11 protein-coding genes and 1 pseudogene are annotated in these 21705 nt (G+C 74.6%); 10 read left to right on the top strand and 2 right to left on the bottom strand.

The features are described from left to right. The first annotated feature begins 112 nt into the window (after positions 1–112). The 6 genes and pseudogenes from ACE4Q9_RS11570 to ACE4Q9_RS11545 all read left to right on the top strand — a co-directional run bounded on the left by ACE4Q9_RS11570 (position 113) and on the right by ACE4Q9_RS11545 (position 7654). Positions 113–1783 carry a DUF3492 domain-containing protein gene (locus ACE4Q9_RS11570; protein WP_397984157.1) on the top strand — a complete coding sequence of 557 codons (1671 nt, stop codon included), beginning with the start codon at positions 113–115 and terminating at the stop codon, positions 1781–1783. Positions 1784–2310: 527 nt separating this feature from the next. Next, positions 2311–3465 carry a hypothetical protein gene (locus tag ACE4Q9_RS11565; RefSeq protein ID WP_397984156.1) on the top strand — a complete coding sequence of 385 codons (1155 nt, stop codon included), beginning with the start codon at positions 2311–2313 and terminating at the stop codon, positions 3463–3465. A 91-nt stretch (positions 3466–3556) separates the two neighbouring features. After that, the gene (locus ACE4Q9_RS11560) at positions 3557–4516 is read left to right on the top strand and encodes an NAD-dependent epimerase/dehydratase family protein (RefSeq protein ID WP_397984155.1); all 960 of its coding nucleotides are present in this window, start codon (positions 3557–3559) and stop codon (positions 4514–4516) included. Further along, positions 4504–5283, top strand: coding sequence for a spherulation-specific family 4 protein (locus tag ACE4Q9_RS11555; RefSeq protein WP_397984154.1), 780 nt, complete (start codon positions 4504–4506; stop codon positions 5281–5283). The genes ACE4Q9_RS11560 and ACE4Q9_RS11555 overlap by 13 nt, the downstream gene beginning before the upstream one ends. 63 nt (positions 5284–5346) lie before the next feature. Beyond that, the gene (gene moeZ, locus ACE4Q9_RS11550; RefSeq protein WP_397984153.1) at positions 5347–6525 is read left to right on the top strand and encodes an adenylyltransferase/sulfurtransferase MoeZ; all 1179 of its coding nucleotides are present in this window, start codon (positions 5347–5349) and stop codon (positions 6523–6525) included. Between the two features lie 134 nt (positions 6526–6659). Then, positions 6660–7654: pseudogene (locus tag ACE4Q9_RS11545) on the top strand (alpha/beta hydrolase). Positions 7655–7722: 68 nt separating this feature from the next. Here the strand turns inward: ACE4Q9_RS11545 and ACE4Q9_RS11540 are convergent. Together ACE4Q9_RS11540 and ACE4Q9_RS11535 are read right to left on the bottom strand one after the other, a co-directional pair. Further along, on the bottom strand, positions 7723–9312 hold the full coding sequence (locus ACE4Q9_RS11540; RefSeq protein WP_397984152.1) for an alpha/beta hydrolase: 1590 nt from the start codon (positions 9310–9312) through the stop codon (positions 7723–7725). A gap of 119 nt (positions 9313–9431) precedes the next feature. Further along, positions 9432–12317 (bottom strand): YbhN family protein, encoded by a 2886-nt coding sequence (locus ACE4Q9_RS11535; protein WP_397984151.1) that lies wholly within the window; start codon positions 12315–12317, stop codon positions 9432–9434. Between the two features lie 186 nt (positions 12318–12503). On the opposite strand from ACE4Q9_RS11535, the gene ACE4Q9_RS11530 reads away from it, so the two are divergent. The 4 genes from ACE4Q9_RS11530 to ACE4Q9_RS11515 all read left to right on the top strand — a co-directional run bounded on the left by ACE4Q9_RS11530 (position 12504) and on the right by ACE4Q9_RS11515 (position 21527). Further along, entirely contained in the window at positions 12504–12887 is a 384-nt protein-coding gene (locus ACE4Q9_RS11530) for an MGMT family protein (RefSeq protein WP_397984150.1), read from the top strand. A 206-nt stretch (positions 12888–13093) separates the two neighbouring features. After that, entirely contained in the window at positions 13094–16486 is a 3393-nt protein-coding gene (locus ACE4Q9_RS11525) for an ATP-dependent helicase (protein ID WP_397984149.1), read from the top strand. Between the two features lie 107 nt (positions 16487–16593). Beyond that, positions 16594–20076 carry a UvrD-helicase domain-containing protein gene (locus ACE4Q9_RS11520; protein ID WP_397984148.1) on the top strand — a complete coding sequence of 1161 codons (3483 nt, stop codon included), beginning with the start codon at positions 16594–16596 and terminating at the stop codon, positions 20074–20076. Between the two features lie 47 nt (positions 20077–20123). Next, entirely contained in the window at positions 20124–21527 is a 1404-nt protein-coding gene (locus tag ACE4Q9_RS11515; protein ID WP_397984147.1) for a dipeptidase, read from the top strand. Positions 21528–21705: the final 178 nt, after the last annotated feature.

Genomic DNA, 21705 nt, shown 5'->3' with positions numbered 1-21705 from the left:
GGCGCGACGGACAACCGTCCGTCGCGCCGCCCTCTTGTCCGCTTACGTTCGTCCCGCTGTGAGCCGCCGGGACCAACGGCGGCCGACCAGGAGGAAGATCGGGGGTGCGCGCGTGCGCACGGGACTGCTGACCGAGGGCGGCTATCCCTTCGTGGGCGGCGACGCCGGCCTCTGGTGCGACCGGCTGGTGCGCGGGCTCGGGCAGCACGAGTTCGACCTCTACGCGCTCAGCCGCAGCAGGCGCCAGGAGGAACAGGGCCTGCTCCCGCTCCCGCCCCAGGTGACCCGCGTCCGTACGGCACCGCTGTGGACGGCGGACGGCGACGGTGGCCCGGTCGGATACGGGCGGCGCGCACGCCGGCGCTTCACCGAGCACTACGCCGAACTGACCGCCGCGGTGTGCACGGCGGCGGACGCCGGCCAAGGGGTTACGGCCGTGGACCACAGCGCCGCCGGTGCGGTGGCGGACCGTTTCGCCAACGCCCTGTACGGGCTCGCCGAACTCGCCCGCGCGGAGGGCGGACTCGGCGCGGCGCTCCGCTCCGACCTCGGCGTGCGCACCCTGGAGCGCGCCTGCCGCGCGCCCGGTGCGCCGCGCACGGCGCGCGAGGCGCGCGTGGCCGACCTGCTCACCGTCACCGCTCACCTCGAACGCGCCCTGCGCCCCCTCTCCCTCGACTGGTACGGCGACGACGCGCTCGGCGCGGCCGACCTCTGCCACGCCACCTCCGGCGGCCCCACCGCCCTGCCCGGACTGCTCGCCCGGCACTTCCACGGGGTGCCGCTGCTGGTCACCGAGTACGGCGTCCAGCTGCGGGCGCACTACCTGGAGCGCGGGCCCGGCGCCACGCCCGCCGTGCGCGCCCTGCTCGCCGCCTTCCACGGGCGGCTCGCCACCGAGGTCTACCGCCGCGCCGAGATCCTCACCCCGGGCAACGCGCACGCCCGCCGCTGGCAGGAGCGGTGCGGCGCGGACCGGGCCAGGATCCGCACCGTCTACCCCGGCATGGCGGCCGACGGCTTCGCCGAGGCCGGCGAGTCACCGGACCGCGCGGACCCGGACACCCTGGTCTGGGTCGGGCGCGTGGCACCCGCCAAGGACCTGGCCTCGCTGCTGCACGCCTTCGCCGAGGTGCGCAGGCGCGCGCCCGGCGCCCGGCTGCGCGTCGTCGGTTCGCCGGACGGACCCGAGGGGCCGGCGTACCTCGGGCACTGCCGGGCGCTCGCGGCCCAGCTCTTTCCGGACGAGGCGGAGGGGGCGCACGCGGTCGGCTGCAACCCGGTGTCCTTCGAGGAGCTCGGCGGCCCGGACGCGCCCACGCTGCCCGAGGTGTACGCCGCCGGCGCCGTCGTCGTGCTCTCCAGCGTGGTGGAGGGGTTTCCGACCGGGCTCATCGAGGCCATGTTCTGCGGCCGGGCGACCGTTTCGACGGACGTCGGCGCGGTGGTGGAGGTCATCGGCGGTACGGGACTGGTCGTGCCCCCGCGCAATCCGCGGGCGCTCGCCGATGCGTGCGTGGCGCTGCTGCGCGACCCCGAGCGCCGTGCGCGCCTCGGTGCGGCGGCGCGGGCCCGAGCGCTGGAGCTGTTCACCGTCGAGCAGAACGTCGCGGCCTTCCACGGCATTTACCTGGAGATCGTCTCGCACTGCCCGGTCCGCCGCGACCTCCTCGACGCGTCCGGCGCGCCGCTGCCCTTCGCCGCTCCCGCCGAATCCCACGTCCCCGCCCACTGGCCCGCCACCCCCACCTGGGCCCTCCCCACGACGGAGCCCGCCCGATGAGCGACACACCGAGAATGCCGAGCGGCGGGGCGCCGTGGGGAGCGGGCGTGGGACCCTCGACGGAGACGGGCCGGCGGAGGTCGGCTGGGACGGGGCCGGGAGACGGGGAGCGGACTTCGGCCGGGACGCATTCGGGGCGGGGGGAGACCTCGGCAGGGGTGGCTTCGGCGGTGGGGGAGCGCGCCTTGACCGGTGCGGGTTCGGGGCAGGGGAAGTGGACCTCGACCGGGGCGGGTTCTGGGGCGGGGGAGTGGCCGGAGACGACGACCGCGACGGATCGCGTCGACATTCCCGAGAGGCTGCCGCACGGGGGCGGGGCTTCCGGAGGCTGGCCGGATGCCTCGGATGTCTCGGAGCACCTGTCCTCCGCGCCCGGCGCTGGGGCGTCCCCCGTCGATTCCCCTGCGGAACCACTCCGTTCGGGTGGGGTCTCCTCTGCTGAGGGATCGCGTTCGGGTGAGGTCTCCGCGGGCTGGCCGGACGTCTCGGTGGGCTCGGGGTCGGTGCGTGTGCCCTCCGGTTCCGGGGTGTCCCTTTCCAAGCACCGTGCCGGCGAGCCCCGTACCTCCGCGGCCAAGCCCCCCACACCCGCCCCCCGCCGCCCCTCCGGCGACCCCGTCAAGGCGTTGCTGCACCGGCACCGTGACCTGTGCGAGCGGGCCGTCGACGCGCTGGAGATCGCGGCCGGGCTGGAGGCGGAGGGGATCACCGACCGGACGGCGGCGCGGTTCCGGCACCGGGATGTCTTCTCGCTCGCGGAGGAGCTGTACGCGCGGGTGCCGCGCGCCGTGGGACCCCAGCCGGAGCCGTCGCTGCCCGTGCCCCGAGCCGGCGCGAAGTGGGCCCTGGCGAGCCTGCTGCCAGGGCTCGCCGCGGCGGGCACCGTGGCCGGGACGCGGCTCACGCAGGGGCAGCCGCGGCTGCTCGTGGCCGTCGCCGGCATCGTCGCCGTAGCCCTCGCGACCCGCGTCGCCCTGCGCACCGGGCCCCTCGCCGCGCGCCGCGGAGCCCATGGCCCACGCCTCGCCGCATGCACCCTCTGGCTGCTCGGCTACGCCCTGTTCGGCGACGGCCTGCTGCACAACGTGCTCACCGGCGGCCCCGACGCGCTCCCCGACGGCGCACCCGGCGGCGCCTGGCCCACCGCCACCGCGCCCGCGCTCGCCCTCACCCTCTCCCCCGCGCCGGCGGCCTGGTGCGCGCACCTCCTCACCGCGGGCGCCCGGCGCAGGCTCGCCGGCAGCCGGGGGCTCGGAGACTTCACGGCCGCCGTGCGCCCCCTGTTGCTCGGCACGTTCGCCCTGTACCTCGGCGCGCTCGCCGCGCTGCTCCTGGCGTGCGGCAAGGTCCTCGGCGAACCCGCGGCCTGCCCGCAGGCGCTCACCCTCGGCGCCCTGCTCCTGCTCGCCCGCCTGCTCATCACGCACCGGCACCGGCGCGCCCCCGCCCTCGTCCTCGGCGCCGCCGCGGTCACACAGGCGGCGGCCCTCGCGCTGCCCCTCGCCGGGCGACTGCCCCACCTGGGCTTCCTCGCGACTCCGGTCCGCACCCTCACGGACACCCTCGGCGAGCCCGCCGTACCGGCGCTCACCTGCGGCATCGCGGCGCTGACCCTGCTGCTGCACGCCGGCCGCACCCTCACCCGCGCCTCGGCCCACGCACCCACCGGAGCACCCGAGTAAGCGCCCTTCCGCGCCGTACCGAACCACCAGCACCACCCCTTGAAGGAGACCTCCAGATGTCCACCGAACCCCTCACCCAGGGAGCCGCCCGATGAGGGTCCTGCTGATCGGAGCCAATGGCTACCTCGGCCGGTTCGTGGCCGAGCGGCTGCTCGCCGATCCCGCCGTCCAGCTCACCGCGCTCGGGCGGGGCGACGACGCGGACGTCCGGTTCGACCTCGCCACCGGCAGCCCCGGCGCGCTCACCCGGTTCCTGGGGGCGGTGCACCCCGGCGTCGTCATCAACTGCGCCGGCGCCACCCGTGGCGGCGCCCGCGAGCTGACCCGGCACAACACCGTCGCCGTGGCCACCGTGTGCGAGGCGCTGCGGCGCAGCGGCTGCGGCGCCCGGCTCGTGCAGATCGGGTGCGGGGCGGAGTACGGGCCCAGCCAGCCCGGCTCGTCCACGGCCGAGGACGCGGTACCGCGGCCCGGCGGCCCGTACGGCGTCAGCAAGCTCGCCGCCACCGAACTCGTCCTCGGCTCCGGCCTGGACGCCGTGGTGCTGCGCGTCTTCTCGCCCTGCGGCCCCGGCACCCCGGCCGGCTCCCCGCTCGGCCGGCTCGCCGAGGCGATGCGCCGCGCGATGCAGTCCGGCGACGGGGAGCTGAAGCTCGCCGGACTCGGTGTGCAGCGCGATTTCGTGGACGTACGCGACGTCGCCCGCGCCGTGCACGCCGCCTCGCTCTCCGCCGCGCAGGGCGTGATCAACATCGGCTCGGGCCGTGCCGTACGCCTGCGGGACGCCGCCGGAGTGCTCGCCCGCGTGGCCGGATACGGCGGCGCGCTGCACGAACTCGACGCCCCGCCCGGCGCGCCCCGCGGCGCCCTCGGCCACCCCAGGGCCGAGGCGGAGCACACGGCCCCCGCGGCCTTCCCTTACCCGGACGGCTGCGGCGGCTGGCAGCAGGCCGATGTGCGCACCGCGCGCGACCGTCTCGGCTGGCGTCCGCGCATCAACCTGGAGGAGTCCCTGGCCGACATCTGGATGGAGGCGGCATGCCGCATCTGACCGGGGGCGCCGCCGGCGCGAGCGGTACCGCCGGGGGCCCGGCCGGCGCCACCGGCACCGCCGTACGCACCGCGCTCGGCGTTCCCGGTTTCGCCCACCCCCTCGTCGCCCCCGCCCAGTGGACCGCGCTCGCCCGTCCCGGCACCCCGCTGGACTGGGTGGTGCTGGATGTGGCCGGCGGCCCCGGCGCGCGGCCCGACCCGAACTGCCTCCAGGCGGTGGACCCGCTGCACCAGGCAGGCGTCCGCGTCCTCGGCCGGCTCGACCTCGCGCGGGGCGTCCGCGCCCGTGCCGACCTGGTCCGCGATGCTCACCGCTACCTCGACTGGTACCGGGTCGACGGCTTCCTCCTCGACCGCTGCCCCCTCGGCCGCGCCGAACTCGACGGGGTGCGCGGAGTGCTCGCGGACCTGCGGGAGGTCACCGGCACCGCCCACCTCGTCCTCGGCCACGGCAGCCACCCGCATCCGGGCTACGCCGACTACGCCGACCAGCTGGTGACCTTCTCGGGCTCCTGGTCCGACTACCGCTGGTCGCAGGTCGCGGAGTGGACGGCCGACCATCCGCCCGAGCGGTTCTGCCACTTCGTGCACGGCGTGCCGCGCGGGCACCTGGAGGAGGCGCTGCGCATCGCGCGCTGGCAGGGCGCGGCCACCATCTACTTCACGGACCGCACCCGAGGCCGGACCTCCGGAGAGCCCTGGGAGGCGATGCCCGGCTACTGGGACGAGATCGTCTCGCGCCTCGGAACAGGTGTCTCGGAATGAAGAAGGGCGTGGCAGTGTTACGGGGAGAACAAACGTAGTGATTGACCGACCAACGGAGTCCCCGTGTCGCTGCCACCCCTGGTCGAGCCGGCTGCCGAGCTCACCGTAGACGAGGTCCGCAGGTACTCCCGCCACCTGATCATCCCCGATGTGGGCATGGACGGGCAGAAGCGGCTGAAGAACGCCAAGGTGCTGTGCGTGGGCGCCGGCGGCCTCGGCTCGCCCGCGCTGATGTACCTGGCCGCGGCGGGCGTCGGCACGCTCGGCATCGTGGAGTTCGACGAGGTCGACGAGTCGAACCTCCAGCGCCAGATCATCCACAGCCAGTCCGACATCGGCCGCTCCAAGGCGGAGTCGGCACGTGACACCGTCAAGGGCATCAACCCTTACGTCAACGTGGTCCTTCACGAGGAGCGGCTCGAAGCCGAGAACGTGATGGACATCTTCCGTCAGTACGACCTGATCGTGGACGGCACGGACAACTTCGCCACCCGCTACCTGGTCAACGACGCCTGTGTGCTGCTGAACAAGCCGTACGTCTGGGGTTCGATCTACCGCTTCGACGGCCAGGCCTCGGTCTTCTGGTCCGAGCACGGCCCCTGCTACCGCTGCCTGTACCCGGAGCCCCCGCCGCCGGGCATGGTCCCCTCCTGCGCCGAGGGCGGCGTGCTCGGCGTGCTGTGCGCGTCGATCGGCTCCATCCAGGTCAACGAGGCCATCAAGCTGCTCGCGGGCATCGGCGAGCCGCTGGTCGGCCGGCTGATGATCTACGACGCCCTGGAGATGCAGTACCGCCAGGTCAAGGTCCGCAAGGACCCGAACTGCGCGGTCTGCGGCGAGAACCCGACCGTCACCGAGCTCATCGACTACGAGGCCTTCTGCGGCGTCGTCTCCGAGGAGGCGCAGGAGGCGGCGGCCGGTTCGACGATCACTCCCAAGCAGCTCAAGGAGTGGATCGACGACGGCGAGAACATCGAGATCATCGACGTCCGCGAGCCGAACGAGTACGAGATCGTCTCCATTCCGGGCGCCCGGCTGATCCCGAAGAACGAGTTCCTCATGGGCACCGCCCTGGAGTCGCTGCCCCAGGACAAGAAGATCGTCTTGCACTGCAAGACGGGTGTCCGCAGTGCGGAAGTCCTCGCGGTCCTGAAGTCCGCGGGCTTCTCCGACGCCGTCCATGTCGGCGGCGGCGTCATCGGCTGGGTCAACCAGATCGAACCGCACAAGCCGGTCTACTGACCGGCCTCCGCTCCAAAGCCCGCGGCCCTGAACCGAGTTCAGGGCCGCGGGCTTTTTGCCGCCCCCGGTCCACCCTGCCGCTATTTAATTGACAACAACTTAGTTGTGCTCAATTAAATAGAGCGCTACCTTCCTTGTCGTACCGCCGCCCGGCCGATTTCGAGACGTCCGTGACTACCGCCTTCGCCGAGGCCACCGCGAACCCGCCGTACCTCTTCGACCTCGGCCCAGTCGAGGGCCGCAAGGCCGTCGACGAGGTGCAGTCCGGTGGGAGGGGGAAGCCGCCCGTCGACGAGGAGTGGGTGAACGTGCAGGGCGGGCCCACCGGCTCCGTCCGCGCCCGCATCGTCCGCCCGGCCGGGGTCACCGACACCCTCCCGGTGATCGTCTACATCCACGGCGCCGGCTGGGTGTTCGGCAACGCCCACACCCACGACCGCCTGGTCCGCGAACTGGCCGTCGGCGCCCGCGCGGCCGTCGTCTTCCCCGAGTATGACCTCTCGCCGGAGGCCCGCTACCCGGTCGCCATCGAGCAGAACTACGCCGTCGCCCAATGGGTCGTCCGCGAGGGCGCCGCGCGCGGCCTGGACGCCGCCCGGATCGCGGTCGCGGGCGACTCCGTCGGCGGCGACATGTCGGCGGCGCTCACCCTGATGGCCAAGGAGCGCGGCGACGTCCCGCTGGTCCAGCGGGTGCTGTTCTACCCGGTCACCGACGCGTCCTTCGACACCCCGTCGTACCACCAGTTCGCCGAGGGCTACTTCCTGCGCCGCGATGCCATGCAGTGGTTCTGGGACCAGTACACGACCGACGAGAAGCAGCGCGCCGAGATCACCGCGTCGCCGCTGCGCGCCACCACCGAGCAGCTCGCCGGGCTGCCCCCGGCGCTGGTCATCACCGGCGAGGCCGATGTGCTGCGGGACGAGGGCGAGGCGTACGCCGCCCGGCTGCGGGCCGGGAGGCGTACGCCGCCCGGCTGCGGGCCGCCGGGGTGCCGGTGACCGCCGTGCGCTACCAGGGCGTCATCCACGACTTCGTGATGCTCGACGCGCTGCGCGGGACCCGCGCCGCCGACGCCGCCATCGCCCAGGCCGTCGCCGTGCTGCGCGGCGCGCTCGGCACGGTCTGACCCGGCGGGGACGCATACGGCGGCCGGCCCCGGAGGGGTTTCCCCGCCGGGGCCGGCTCGCGCGCGGTTCAGGCGCAGACCGCGCCCGCCTTCGGGATCGTCCCGTCGAGCAGGTACGCGTTCACCTTGCTCTGCACGCACGGGTCCTTGCTGTCGTACGCCCCGTGCCCCTGGCCCTTGAACGTCAGCTGGACGCCGACGCCCTTGCCGAGGGCCTCCGCCATCCGCCGCGCGCCCTCGTAGGGGGTGGCGGGGTCGCCCGTGTTGCCGACGACCAGGATCGGCGCCGCGCCGGGGGCGCTGACGTCGGGGTGGTCGGCGGCGCCGGGCACGGCCCAGTCGGTGCAGCCGATCATGCCCCAGGCCAGGAAGTCCCCGAACAGCGGCGAGGCGGCGCGGAACCCGGGGAGCACGCGCTGGACGTCGGCGACGGTGTAACGGGGCTTCTCGTCCGCGCAGTTGATCGCCACGTTGGCCGAAGTGATGTTGCTGTAGTGGCCGTTCTCATCCCGGCCGTTCATCGCGTCGGACAGCACCATCAGCACCTTGCCGTCACCGTCGTAGGCCTGCTCCAGGCCCTCGGTGAGGTACTCCCAGAAGTCCTTGGAGTACAGGGACTGCGCGATGCCGTTGGTCGCCGCGGTCTGGGTGAGCAGACGCGGGGCGATGCCCGGAATGGGCTTCTTGTCCAGGTCGGCCAGGAGTTTCGCGATGCGGTTCTCGACGTCCTGCCGGGTGTCGCCGATCGGACAGCCGTCCGGCTTGGAGACGCAGTCCTCGGCGAAGTTGCCGAGCGCGAGCTGGAAGCCCTTCGCCTGGCCGAGCGCGCTCTGCTCGGGGTCCTGGGTGGGGTCCACCACCCCGTCGAACACCGCCCGCCCGAGGTGCGTGGGGAACAAGTGGGCGTAGACGCCGCCGAGTTGGGTGCCGTACGAGATGCCGAAGTAGTGCAGCTTTCGGTCGCCGAGCACCCGCCGCATCAGGTCGATGTCCCGGGCCGCGTCGGTGGTGCGCACATGCGGCAGTACCTGCCCGGAGTCGCGCTCGCAGCCCGCGTTGAAGTTCCGGGTGCGCTGGACGAGTTGGCTGCGCTCGGTCGCGTTGTCCGGGGTCGCGTCCTGCTGGAAGAACGTGTCGAGCTGGGCGTCCGTCTTGCACTTCACCGGCGCGCTGCGGCCCACCCCGCGCGGATCGAAGCTGACCAGGTCGTAGCGGGTGCGCAGGGTCGCGTAGTCCTGGGCGAACGCGGGCAGCGCGGTGACGCCACTGCCGCCGGGCCCGCCGAAGTTGAAGATCAGCGAGCCGATCCGCTCGCTCGCGGGTCCGCTGGCCCTGGCCCGGATCAGGGCGATGCCGATGGTGGACCCCTGCGGCCTGCTCCAGTCCAGGGGTGCCCGCATGGTGGCGCACTCCCAGCTGGTGCCGTTCTGCAGCGGCGAGGGCGCGCCCCCACCGCCCTCCGCCTCGCTCGGAGCCGGGCAGGCCGTCCAGTCCAGCGTCTGCGTCGTGAGGGACGTCAGGGACGCGCCGGCGCCGGTGCGGACGTCGTCGTCACCACAGCCCGCCAGCAGGGCGGCCAGCAGCACGGCGGCCGTCGTCAGGGCGGTGGTACGCGGCCAGGGGGGAGCGGCGGCTCGCAGCCGGGAGGGAGAGGCCATGTCCCCATCCTGCGGGCGCGCACGCCGGGCCGCGCGGGGCGCGGGCCGTACGAGGTACGACGCTCCCGCGCACGCCCCCGCGACGGCCTACGGGGCTCGCCTGCGGGGAACCCGGTGATCTACAGGGCTCCCTTACGGGTCAGGTGGTTGAAGGCCAGCCACCCCGGCAGCACCGGCAGCCACAGCGTCATCAGCCGGAACAGCAGGACGGCGGGGGCCGCGACCTCCTTGGGCAGCCCGAAGGCGATCAGGCCGAGGGTGAGGCTGGCCTCGACCGCGCCCACACCGCCGGGGGTGGGCGCCGCCGAGCCGAGCGCGTTGCCGGCGAGGAAGACGACCGCGACGCTGGCGATGCTCAGCGAGGTGGTGCCGTCGCCGAAGGCCCGCACGGAAGCGTCGAGGCACATGACGAAGCAGGCGGTCAGCAGCAGCATGCCGCCGATGCCGGTGACCAGCTTCTGCGGCCGCTGGAGCACATCGAGCATGCGCGGCACGACCCCGGCGAACAGCGACCTGACGCGGGTGACCACGAACTTCCGCAGGAACGGCACCGAGGTCACCACCAGCACCAGCACCGCGACGGTCAGCAGACCCGCGATGACGGTCCGGGACGGCGACAGCGTCGGCGTCTTCTCGGTGCCGGTCAGATAACCGAAGGACAGCAGCATCAGGATGTGGCAGCCGAGCCCGAACAGCTGCGAGGCGCCGACGCTCGCCACCGCGAGCCCCGGACGCACGCCCGCGCGCTGGAGGAAGCGCGTGTTCAGCGCCACCCCGCCGACCGCGGCCGGTGCCACGATCTTCACGAAGGACCCGGCGACCTGCGCCGCCACCGTCCGCGGGAACGGCACCCGCTCCGGCACGAACCCCAGCAGCGCCATCGCCGCCGCCACATAGCTGACCGCCGAGAACAGCGCCGCCGCGATCACCCAGCCCCACTGGGCCTGCGCGAACAGGGTGCCGAACTGGATGTGGGTGAGCTGTGTCAGCAGGAAGTACGCGCCGATCGCGCCGGCGATGAAGCTGATCAGCGTGCGCGGGCGCACCCGTTCCAGGCGGGCCGGCTGCACCGGGGCCTGCGGCCGGATGCGCAGCACCTGGTGCCGGATCTGGGTGAGCAGGTCCTCCTCGCGGGCCTCCTCTATGGCCTCGTCGATCGCCCGCCGCTCGGCCCGCTGCTCCGCTCGTACGACCTTCTTGTCGGACTTGTCGAGTCTGTGGAGCCTGTCGAGCTGCTCGTCGGTGTCCGCGTCCTCGGTGAGCGTCGTCCCGTTCGCCGCCGCGGCCTCCCGCAGCCGGGCCAGCTTGGCCTGCCGGGACGCCTCCAGGACCGCCTCCCGCTCCCGCTCGGCACGCTCGCGGCCCAGTCGGCGCAGGGTGTTGCGGGTGGAGCGGGTGAGCGCGATCGGCTGGAGCATCGGCAGACAGTCGGCCACCGTGTCCGGCCCGAGCACCTCGACCGCCGAGGCCACCGCGCGTTCGGCGCCGACCCGCAGGCCCAGCGTGGTCAGCAGCTGGGCCACGTCCATCCGCAGCAGCAGGTCGCCGGCCGCGATCTCGCCGCCGCGCAGCTCGGTGAGGATCACCTCGCCGGAGTCGCTCACCAGGATCGCGTCCCCGGCCAGCCTGCGGTGCGCGATGCGCCGCGACTGGAGCGCGCGCACCTGCGACCAGGTGCCGCGCAGCAGCTCGTCGGTGATCTCCTCGTCCGCCAGCGCGTCCAGGGTGCGTCCGCCGGTGTGCTCGTAGACCAGCATCACCGCGTCCGGGCCCAGCTCCGAGGTGGCGATCAGCTTCGGCGCGTTGGCGCCCGCCGCGATCGCCGCGTAGGCCAGCAGCGCCTCCTGCTCCAGCGCCTGGCGCAGCGACTGGAGGCTGGAGCGGGTGGCGAAGCCGCGCAGGGTGAGATTGCGCCAGGCCCGGTAGAAGAAGCCCTGGGCCTGCTGCTCCCGGTCCACGACGGTGACGTCCAGCGGCGGGCCGTCCTCCAGGGTGACGAAGTAGCGCCGGCCCCGGTCGCCGTTCTCGCTCTCCACGACCTCCTCGCGGGCCGCGCCGACCGGACGGAAGCCGACGTGGCGCAGCCCGGCCATCAGGGTCTGGCCGGTGGGGCGGACGTTGGGGGAGCCGACCGCGTACAGCGTGCCGTACGCCACCGACCAGCCGATCAGCACCGTCAGGACGATGGAGAAGGCGGTCGTGTAGCCGGTGACCAGCATGGAGAAGGCGTCGAGCAGCAGCACGATCCACAGCACCGAGCGCCAGCGGGGCCGGCGGGACATGCCGACGGCCGTCATGTAGGCGATGACGGGCGCCAGATAGCCGTGCACCGGGTCGGTCAGGGCGTGCACGTCGACCGGTGAGGGCTGGGTCAGGGCGTCCTGGATCGAGCCAGGCGCGGCCCGCGCGACCCACAGGTCGGTGGCGAGCGTCACCCCGTGCGCCAGGACGGCGGCCAGCACGCCGTCGGCGATGCGCAGCCCGTCGCGTTTGACCAGCCGTTCGATCGCGAAGGCGACCGGCACCAGCAGAATCGCGAGGCTGGAGGCCAGCCCCGCGAATCTGATCAGCAGATCGGGGGCCTGTCCGGTGCCCTTGTTGATGTCCTGTTCGAGACCCGAGGTGGTGCCGTGCGCGAACGCGGCGATGGCGAGCAGCACCGCGATGGCGAGCAGCCCGACCAGGAGCCGCATCAGATCCGAGGGCCGGTGCACCCGCGCGGGGAGCAGCGGCTCGTCGCCCTCCACGGGGTCCTGGTGGTCGGCGTGGGGTTCCGCGTGCGGATCGCCGTCGTCCGCGTCGCCTGTGGAGCCGCTCCGGTCGGTCGGCGGGTTCTGCGGGATGTGCGCCCCCTCGGTGCGTTCCGCCTCGGTGCGTTCCGTCTCCGCGGGGTGCGGATCCCGGTGGGCGTCCTGGCCGCCCTCGCCCTTACGGCCGGTGTCCGGACGTGCGCCGGCGCCAGGGGTGCCCGACCCGCCCTCGGGGTGCACTCCCTGCTGATTCATGATCTCTTCTTGGTCTCGTATCACCGGTCACCGCCCGCACGATGGTGGCATGCCCCACCGGCACACGGGCGCGCCAGGGTGCGGATGCGCGGTCGCACAGTCTGCCGGAAGTGCCGTCCGGGGGCGAGAGGGGCGTTCACCGCACCGCGCTCCGCGATGTCGGCGGGGTGCGGCAGGATGGGGCGAATGAGCGAGCAGAGCCCCGGCGCGGGACCCCGCGAGACGCCCCCGGACGACCTGCCCGAGTACGCCGAGCGGGTCCTGGAGGCCGCCGAGCTGATCCCGCCGGGACGGGTCATGACGTACGGCGATGTCGCCGAGTGGCTGGAGGAGGGCGGCCCGCGCCAGGTCGGCCGGGTGATGTCCCTGTACGGCGGCGCGGTGCCGTGGTGGCGCGTCGTACGGTCCGACGGGGTGCTGCTGCCGGGTCACGAACTGCGCGCGCTCGCGCACTACCGCGCCGAGGGCACACCGCTGCGCGAGGCGGGCAGGAGTGCCGGGGGCCACCTGCCGCGGCTCGACATGCGGCGGGCCCGGTGGGACGGCGGTGCGGACACGGGTCACACCTGACAGCTTCCGCCATAGGGGGCGGTCGGCGGCAACCTGTGGCCCGTACGGGTGATGGCCGGGACATCCGTGGCATGCCGTACGTTCGAGAGTCGGCGGTATCGCGCCGGCGGCCCGTGCCCACCTCACCCGGAGCACACCGCCCCGCGCGCGTGACCGCCCGCCCGCCCGCACCACCAGCAGTACGACCACCAGGACCGGCCAACCACGTGAGCTCCTCTTCCTCCACCGGACACCCGCCGCACCCCGAGGCGCGGCGGGGGAGCCGTGGCGCTTACCGCCTGGTCCGCACCCCGGCGGCCCGCACGGCTCCTCCTGTTCTGGACGCCGCCCAGCGCGCCGTGGTTGACCACCGCTCGGGTCCCCTGCTCGTGCTCGCGGGACCGGGCACCGGCAAGACGACGACCCTGGTCGAGTCGGTGGCCGCGCGGATCGCCCGCGGCGCCGACCCGGATCGCCTCCTGGTGCTCACGTTCAGCCGCCGGGCCGCCGTCGACCTGCGCGACCGGATGGCCCTGCGCATCGGCGCGGCCCGCGCCCCCCGCGCGACCACGTTCCACTCGTACAGCTACGCCCTGGTCCGCGCCCACCAGGACAGCGGGCTGTTCGTGGAGCCGCTGCGGCTGCTCTCCGGGCCCGAGCAGGACGTCACCGTCCGCGAGCTGCTGGCCGGGCAGCCCGAGCTGGAGCGGCTGGGGCTGACCCATGTGCGCTGGCCGGACGAGCTGCGCGCCTGCCTGACCACGCGCGGCTTCGCCGACGAGGTCCGCGCCGTCCTCGCCCGCAGCCGCGAGCTGGGGCTCGCGCCGGGCGCCCTGGACGCGTTCGCCCGCCGCATCGGCCGCCCCGACTGGCGCGCGGCCGCGGCGTTCCTCGCCGAGTACCTGGACGTGCTCGACCTCCAGGGCGTGATCGACTACGCCGAGCTGGTGCACCGCGCGGTCCTGCTCGCCCGCCACCCGGAGGTCGCCGCGGACCTGGCCGGGCGGTACGACGCCGTGTACGTGGACGAGTACCAGGACACCGACCCCGCCCAGGTACGACTCCTGCACGCCCTGGCCGGCGGCGGCCGCACCCTGGTCGCGCTCGGCGACCCGGACCAGTCGATCTACACCTTCCGGGGCGCCGACGTGAACGGCATCCTCGACTTCCCGCGGTCCTTCCCGCGCGCCGACGGCACACCGGCGCCCGTGCACGTGCTGCGCACCAACCGCCGCTCCGGCGCGAACCTGCTGGCCGCGACCCGGCTGATCACCCAGCGCATGCCGCTGCCCCGGCTGCCCGCCGACAAGGTGCGCGCCCACCGGGAGCCGGCCGCGGCTCGGGACGGCGGCCGGGTCGAGGTCTACACGTACCCGACGCCGGGCACCGAGCTGGACAACATCGCGGACATCCTCCGCCGCGCCCACCTGGAGGACGGCCTGCCCTGGCGCGAGATGGCCGTCCTGGTCCGCGCCGGCGCCCGCTCCCTGCCGACCCTGCGCCGCGCGCTGACCGCCGCGGGCGTCCCCCTGGACATCGACGGCGACGACCTCCCCCTGCGCCACGAACCGGCGGTCGCCCCCCTGCTGACGGCCCTGCGCGCGGTGGCGACGGCGGAGGCACGGGAGCGGGGCGCGGACGGTCGGCAGGTGGCGGCGGACCGGGGCGCCGACGGCCGGGACCGGGGCGCGGGTGAGCCCGTGCCGGGAGCGCCGGATTCCCCGGGCGCCGCGGAACAGCAGCCCCCCTGGCTCGACACCGAGACCGCGCTCACCCTGCTCGCCTCGCCGCTCGCCGGGATGGACGCCGCCGACCTGCGCCGGCTGGGCCGGGCGTTGCGGGAGGAGGAGCGGGCCGGCGGGAACATGGTGCCGCCGTCCTCGGACGACCTGCTCACACGGGCGCTCGCCGAGCCGGAGCGGCTGGCGGTGCACGACCCGGCGTACGCCCGCGGCGCCCAGCGTCTCGGCGCACTCCTGCGCACGGCCCGCGAGCGCCTCGCGAACGGTGGCACCGCCGAGGAGGCGCTGTGGGACCTGTGGAACGGCACCCCCTGGCCCGGCCGCCTGGAGCGCGCCGCCCGCCGTGGCGGCGCGGCCGGCCGCAACGCCGACCGGGACCTGGACGCCGTATGCGCGCTGTTCGCCACCGCCGCGCGCGCCGAGGAGCGCACCGGCGGTCGCGGCGCCCTGAACTTCCTGGCCGAGATCGAGGCCGAGGACATCGCCGCCGACACGCTGACCCGCCGCGCGGTACGGCCCGACGCCGTCCGCCTGATGACCGCGCACCGCGCCAAGGGCCTGGAGTGGCGCCTGGTCGTCGTCGCCGGTGTCCAGGAGGGCCTGTGGCCGGACCTCAGGCGCCGGGGCTCGCTCCTGGAGGCCGACCGCATCGGCCGCGACGGACTCGCCGAACCGCTGACTCCGGGCGCGCTGCTCGCCGAGGAGCGCAGGCTGTTCTACGCCGCCGCCACCCGCGCGCGCGACCGCCTGGTCGTCACCGCCGTGAAGGCGCCCGCCGAGGACGGCGACCAGCCCTCCCGTTTCCTGACCGAGCTGGGCGTCGAGCCGCGGGACGTCACCGGCCGGCCCCGCCGCCCGCTCGCCGTCGCCGCGCTGGTCGCCGAGTTGCGCGCCACCACCGTCGACCCGGACGCCTCCCCCGCCCTGCGCGAGGCCGCCGCCCGCCGCCTGGCCCGGCTCGCTGCGCTCACCGACGAGGACGACCGTCCCCTCGTGCCGGCCGCGCACCCCTCCCGCTGGTGGGGGATGTTCGAGCCGACCGCGAGCAAGGTGCCGCTGCGCCACCGCGACCAGCCCGTCGTGCTGTCCGGCAGCGCCCTCGACCAGCTCGCCAACACCTGCGCCCTCCAGTGGTTCCTGGGCCGCGAGGTGAAGGCCGACGCGCCCGCCACCACCGCCCAGGGCTTCGGCAATGTCGTGCACGTCCTCGCCGACGAGGTCGCCTCCGGGCGTACCCCGGCCGACCTGGACGTCCTCATGGAGCGCCTGGACTCGGTGTGGAACGCGCTCGCCTTCGACGCGCCCTGGAAGTCACACCAGGAGAAGGACAACGCCCGCGCGGCACTCGAACGCTTTCTCAACTGGCACGTGATGAACCGCGCCACCCGTACCTCCGTCGCCAGCGAGCAGGACTTCGACGTCACCCTGGAGGCCGGCGACTACCAGGTGCGCATCCGCGGCCAGATGGACCGGGTGGAGACGGACGCCGAGGGCCGCGCCTACGTGGTCGACTTCAAGACCGGCAAGCAGGCGCCCACCGCGCGCGAGGTGGAGCGCCACCCCCAGCTCGCCGTCTACCAGCTCGCCGTCCGCGAGGGCGCCGTGGACGCCGCCTTCGACGGCGCGCGCCCCGAGCCCGGCGGCGCCGAACTGGTGCACCTGAGGCAGGGCGCCGCCAAGCGGGACGGCGGCGAGATCCTGCCCAGGGTGCAGACCCAGGAGCCGCTCTCGGGGGAGTGGGTCGGCGAACTGCTGGCCACCGCCGCCGGAAAGGTCCTGGACGAGCGGTTCGGCCCGAGCGCCGGCCAGCACTGCGCCCACTGCGCCTTCCGTGCCTCGTGCAGCGCGCGCCCCGAGGGGCGGCACGTGGTGGAGTGACGTACGGCACCCCGCGCACCCCACCCCACGCCCCTGACCTGCGCCGACACCTGCCCCGGGGATCGGCGCGCACGGGATTGTCAGTGCCTCCCGCTACCTTTTTGGACATGCCCGCCCCCCTCACCGATCCCGAGCAGCTCAAGGAGCTCCTCGGCATCCCCTTCACCCCGGAGCAGACGGCCTGCGTCACCGCGCCGCCCGCCCCGCAGGTGATCGTGGCCGGTGCGGGGTCGGGCAAGACGACCGTGATGGCGGCCCGCGTGGTCTGGCTGGTCGGCACCGGACAGGTCGCCCCCGAGCAGGTCCTCGGGCTGACCTTCACCAACAAGGCCGCGGGCGAGCTGGCCGAACGCGTCCGCAAGGCCCTGGTCAAGGCGGGCGTCACCGACCCCGATGCGATCGACCCGGACAACCCGCCGGGCGAGCCGGTCATCTCCACGTACCACTCCTTCGCCGGCCGCCTCCTCACCGACCACGGCCTGCGCATCGGCCTGGAGCCCGCCTCCCGCCTCCTCGCCGACGCCACCCGCTACCAGCTCGCCGCCCGCGTGCTGCGCGAGGCCCCCGGCCCCTACCCGGCCCTCACCCGCTCCTTCGCCGACCTCGTCAGCGACCTGCTCGCCCTCGACTCCGAACTCTCCGAACACCTGGTGGAGCCGGGGACACTGCGCTCCTGGGACGCGGAGCTGCTGAGCACTCTCGACGGCGCCAAGCTCGGCAACGCCGACCTGCGCAAGGTCCCCGAGACCGCGACCGCCCGCCGCGAACTCGCCGAACTGGTCCAGCGCTACCGCGCCGCCAAACGCGAACGCGACCTGCTCGACTTCGGCGACCAAATCGCCCTGTCCGCCCGCCTCGCGGCGCTGCCCGAGGTGGGCCGCCAGCTGCGCGAGGAGTTCCGGGTGGTCCTCCTGGACGAGTACCAGGACACCTCCGTCGCCCAACGCGTCCTGCTCGCGGGCCTGTTCGGCGCCGGCACCGGCCACCCGGTGACCGCCGTCGGCGACCCCTGCCAGGCCATCTACGGCTGGCGCGGCGCCTCCGTCGCCAACCTGGACGACTTCCCCGACCACTTCCGCCATGCCGACGGCCGCCCCGCCACCCGCCAGGCGCTCAGCGAGAACCGCCGCAGCGGCGGCCGCCTCCTCGACCTCGCCAACGGACTCGCCGCCCCGCTGCGCGCCCTGCACACGGGCGTCGAGGCCCTGCGCCCGGCCCCCGGCGCCGAGCGCGACGGCCTGGTCCGCTGCGCCCTGCTGCCCACCCACGCCGAGGAACTGGACTGGCTCGCCGACTCCGTCGCCCACCTCGTGCGCACCGGCACCGCACCCGGTGAGATCGCCGTACTGTGCCGTACGGCCGCCGACTTCGCCGCGATCCAGGGCGCCCTCGTCGCCCGCGAGGTCCCCGTCGAGGTGGTCGGCCTGTCCGGGCTGCTGCACCTGCCCGAGGTCGCCGACCTGGTCGCCGTCTGCGAGGTCCTCCAGGACCCCGGCGCCAACGCGAGCCTGGTGCGGCTGCTGACCGGCCCCCGCTGGCGCATCGGCCCCCGCGACCTCGCCCTGCTCGGCCGCCGCGCCCGCCTGCTCGTCGCCCACGCGGGCGCCGGTGACACCGACGACCCGGACCGCCGGCTCGCCGCCGCGGTGGAGGGCACCGACCCGGCCGAGGTGATATCGCTCGCCGACGCCCTGGACACCTTCCTGGACGCCCACGGCGGTGACGAGGACGGGCTGCCGTTCTCCCCGGACGCCCGCGTGCGCTTCGCCCGCCTCGCCGGCGAACTGCGCGATCTGCGCCGCGCGTTGTCCGACCCGCTGATGGACGTCCTGCACCGGGTCCTCGCCGTCACCGGCCTGGAGGTGGAGCTGTCGGCGTCCCCCGGCGCGCTGGCCGCCCGCCGCCGCGAGACGCTCGCCAACTTCCTCGACGTAGCCGCCGCCTTCGCCGCGGGCGACGGCGAGGCCACCCTGCTCGCCTTCCTGGGCTTCCTGCGCACCGCCGCCCAGTACGAGAAGGGCCTGGACAACGCCCTGCCCGGCGGCGAGAACACCGTCAAGGTGCTCACCGCGCACAAGTCCAAGGGTCTGGAATGGGACGTCGTGGCGGTGCCGGGACTGGTCACCGGCACCTTCCCCAGTGCCCGAGGCCGCGACAAGTGGACCGCGCAGCCCAAGGTGCTGCCGCACGCCCTGCGCGGCGACGCCGCCACCCTGCCCGACGTGGACGACTGGGACGCGCGCGGCATGAAGGCGTTCCACGAGGCCATGAAGGAGCACCAGCACACCGAGGAACTCCGCCTCGGCTACGTCACCTTCACCCGCCCCCGCTCCCTCCTGCTCGGCTCCGGCCACTGGTGGGGCCCCAGCCAGAAGAAGAAGCGCGGTCCCTCCGACTTCCTCCAGGCCCTGTACGCGCACTGCGCCGCCGGGTACGGCGAGATCGAGGTCTGGGCCGGGGAGCCCGCCGACGACGAGGAGAACCCGGCCCTCCACCAGGCCGGCGCCGACCTGGCCTGGCCGCTGCCCCTGGACGCCGGCGCCTTCGCCCGTCGCCGCGCCGCCGCCGAGACGGTCCTCGCCCACCTCGACGCCCTCCAGACCCCCGCCCCCGCCGACCCGGCCGCCGCCGAGGACCCGGACTGGCCGCCCCCACCGGAGGAGCCGCCGTACGACGAGCCGTACGAAGAACCGCCGTACGACGAGGTCCCGCCCTACGACGTGCCGCCGTACGAAGACCCGTACGACGCCGAGCCGCACCACGCGCCCCCCGCCGGCGACCCGTACGCCGCCCCCGCCCCCGCCATCCCGCACCAGGCCGCCGCTCCCGCCGATCCGGACCCCCGCCCGGCCCTCACCCCGGAGGAGTCCCGGCTGATCGCCTCCTGGGACCGGGACCTGGACGCGCTCGCCGGTGAGCTGCTGCTCGCCCGCCGTGCCGTCACCGACGTGCCCCTGCCCGCGACGCTGACCGCCACCCAGTTGCTGCGGCTGGCCGAGGACCCGGACGGGCTCGCGCAGGAGCTCGCGCGCCCCATGCCGCGCCCCCCGCAGCCCGCCGCGCGCCGGGGCACCCGCTTCCACGCCTGGGTGGAATCGCGCTACGAGGAGCTGGCGCTGCCCCTGCTGGAACCCGACGAGCTGCCCGGCACCGACGCCGAGATCGCCGATGAACAGGACCTGGAAGCGCTCAAGGAGGCCTTCGAGCGCACCGAGTACGCCCGGCGCACGCCGTACCGGGTCGAGGAGCCGGTCCAGCTCGTCCTCGCCGGGCGGGTCGTCCGCGGCCGGATCGACGCCGTCTACCGGGAGGGCGAGGGCGCGGCGGCTACGTACGAGATCGTGGACTGGAAGACCGGCCGGGAGCACACCGCCGACCCGCTCCAGCTCGCCGTGTACCGGCTGGCCTGGGCCGAACAGCAGGGCGTCCCGCTCGACGCGGTCACCGCCACGTTCCTGTACGTGCGCACCGGGGAGGCCGTACGCCCTCCGGACCTGCCGGACCGGGCCGCGCTGGAGCGGGTGCTCACCGGCGGCTCCACGGCAGCCGGCGGCGAGGGCGACGTGATCCAGCGCGCCCCCCGAGTGTGACGAACCGCCCGCCGGAGACCGGGGCGCGGGCCGATAGGCTCGTGAGCATGAGCCAGACCCCGGACAGCGCCGTCCGCACGTACATCGAGCAGCACCGCGCCGCCTTCCTCGACGACCTCGCCGCATGGCTGCGCATCCCCTCCGTGTCGGCCCAGCCCGACCACGCGCCCGACGTGCGGCGCAGCGCCGACTGGCTGGCCGGGAAGCTCACGGAGACCGGCTTCCCGACCGTCGAGGTCTGGCCCACCGCGGGCGCCCCGGCCGTCTTCGCCGAGTGGCCCTCCGGCGACCCGGCCGCGCCGACCGTGCTGGTCTACGGCCACCATGACGTGCAGCCCGCCGCCCGCGAGGACGGCTGGGACAGCGAGCCCTTCGAGCCCGTCGTCCGTGGCGACCGCCTCTACGCGCGCGGCGCCGCCGACGACAAGGGCCAGGTCTTCTTCCACACCCTCGGCGTCCGCGCCCACCTCGCCGCCACCGGCCGCACCGCCCCCGCGGTCAACCTGAAGCTGCTGATCGAGGGCGAGGAGGAGTCCGGCTCCCCGCACTTCCGGGCCCTGGTGGAGGAGCGGGCCGGGCGCCTGGCGGCGGATGCCGTGATCGTCTCCGACACCGGCATGTGGGCCGAGGACACCCCGACCGTGTGCACCGGCATGCGCGGCCTCGCCGAGTGCGAGATCCGGCTGTACGGCCCCGACCAGGACATCCACTCCGGTTCCTTCGGCGGCGCCGTGCCCAACCCGGCCACCGCCGTCGCTCGCCTGGTCGCCGCCCTGCACGACGAGCGGGGGCGGGTGGCCGTCCCCGGCTTCTACGACGGTGTCGTGGAGCTGACCGACCGGGAGCGCGAACTCTTCGCCGAGCTGCCCTTCGACGAGGAGCGCTGGCTGCGTACCGCCAAGTCCCGCGCGACCGCGGGCGAGGCCGGGCACACCACCCTTGAGCGCATCTGGGCCCGCCCGACCGCCGAGGTCAACGGCATCGGCGGCGGTTACCAGGGCCCCGGCAGCAAGACGATCATCCCGTCCGCCGCCCTGGTGAAGCTGTCCTTCCGGCTGGTCGCGGGCCAGGACCCCGACCACGTCGAGAAGGCCGTCCGCGCCTGGGCCGCCGAGCAGGTGCCCGCCGGCATCCGCTGCGAGATCGAGTTCGGGTCGGCCACCCGCCCCTGCCTCACCCCGCTCGACCACCCGGCCCTGGAGTCCGTCGCCCGCGCCATGGGCCGCGCCTTCGAGGGCCCGGTCCGCTTCACCCGCGAGGGCGGCTCCGGACCCGCCGCCGACCTCCAGGAGGTCCTCGGCGCCCCCGTACTCTTCCTGGGGATCTCCGTCCCCTCCGACGGCTGGCACGCGCCCAACGAGAAGGTGGAGCTGGACCTCCTCCTCAAGGGCGTCGAGACCAGCGCCTACCTGTGGGCCGACCTGGCCGAGAACTGGCGGCCCACGCCCTGACCAGCGCCGCCGTGGGGAAGGGCGCCGCCGGCGGGAGGCACACTGGAGACACCGCCCCGCCCGCGCCCGACCCGGTGCGTCCCGTCGTACGCCACACAGTCCCGTCGTACGCCGTGCCACGTCCGCCCGAACCGCCCGCCGAACCGAGAACCGCCGTACTGGGGGAGTTGGAAGCACC

Origin of the sequence: Streptomyces sp. AM6-12 (assembly GCF_044327085.1) — a bacterium.
In the GTDB taxonomy this organism is placed as follows: Bacteria; Actinomycetota; Actinomycetes; order Streptomycetales; family Streptomycetaceae; genus Streptomyces.
The sequence above is the reverse complement of the archived record's forward strand: the minus strand, read 5'-3'. Positions and strand labels throughout refer to the sequence as shown.

What these genes read in the sequence shown, in the direction of transcription:
- ACE4Q9_RS11560 (WP_397984155.1), top strand. Translation starts at nt 3,557, where the DNA reads ATGAGGGTCCTGCTGATCGGAGCCAATGGCTACCTCGGCCGGTTCGTG.
- ACE4Q9_RS11555 (WP_397984154.1), top strand. Translation starts at nt 4,504, where the DNA reads ATGCCGCATCTGACCGGGGGCGCCGCCGGCGCGAGCGGTACCGCCGGG.
- ACE4Q9_RS11540 (WP_397984152.1), bottom strand. Translation starts at nt 9,312, where the DNA reads ATGGCCTCTCCCTCCCGGCTGCGAGCCGCCGCTCCCCCCTGGCCGCGT.
- ACE4Q9_RS11535 (WP_397984151.1), bottom strand. Translation starts at nt 12,317, where the DNA reads ATGAATCAGCAGGGAGTGCACCCCGAGGGCGGGTCGGGCACCCCTGGC.
- ACE4Q9_RS11530 (WP_397984150.1), top strand. Translation starts at nt 12,504, where the DNA reads ATGAGCGAGCAGAGCCCCGGCGCGGGACCCCGCGAGACGCCCCCGGAC.
- ACE4Q9_RS11520 (WP_397984148.1), top strand. Translation starts at nt 16,594, where the DNA reads ATGCCCGCCCCCCTCACCGATCCCGAGCAGCTCAAGGAGCTCCTCGGC.
- ACE4Q9_RS11515 (WP_397984147.1), top strand. Translation starts at nt 20,124, where the DNA reads ATGAGCCAGACCCCGGACAGCGCCGTCCGCACGTACATCGAGCAGCAC.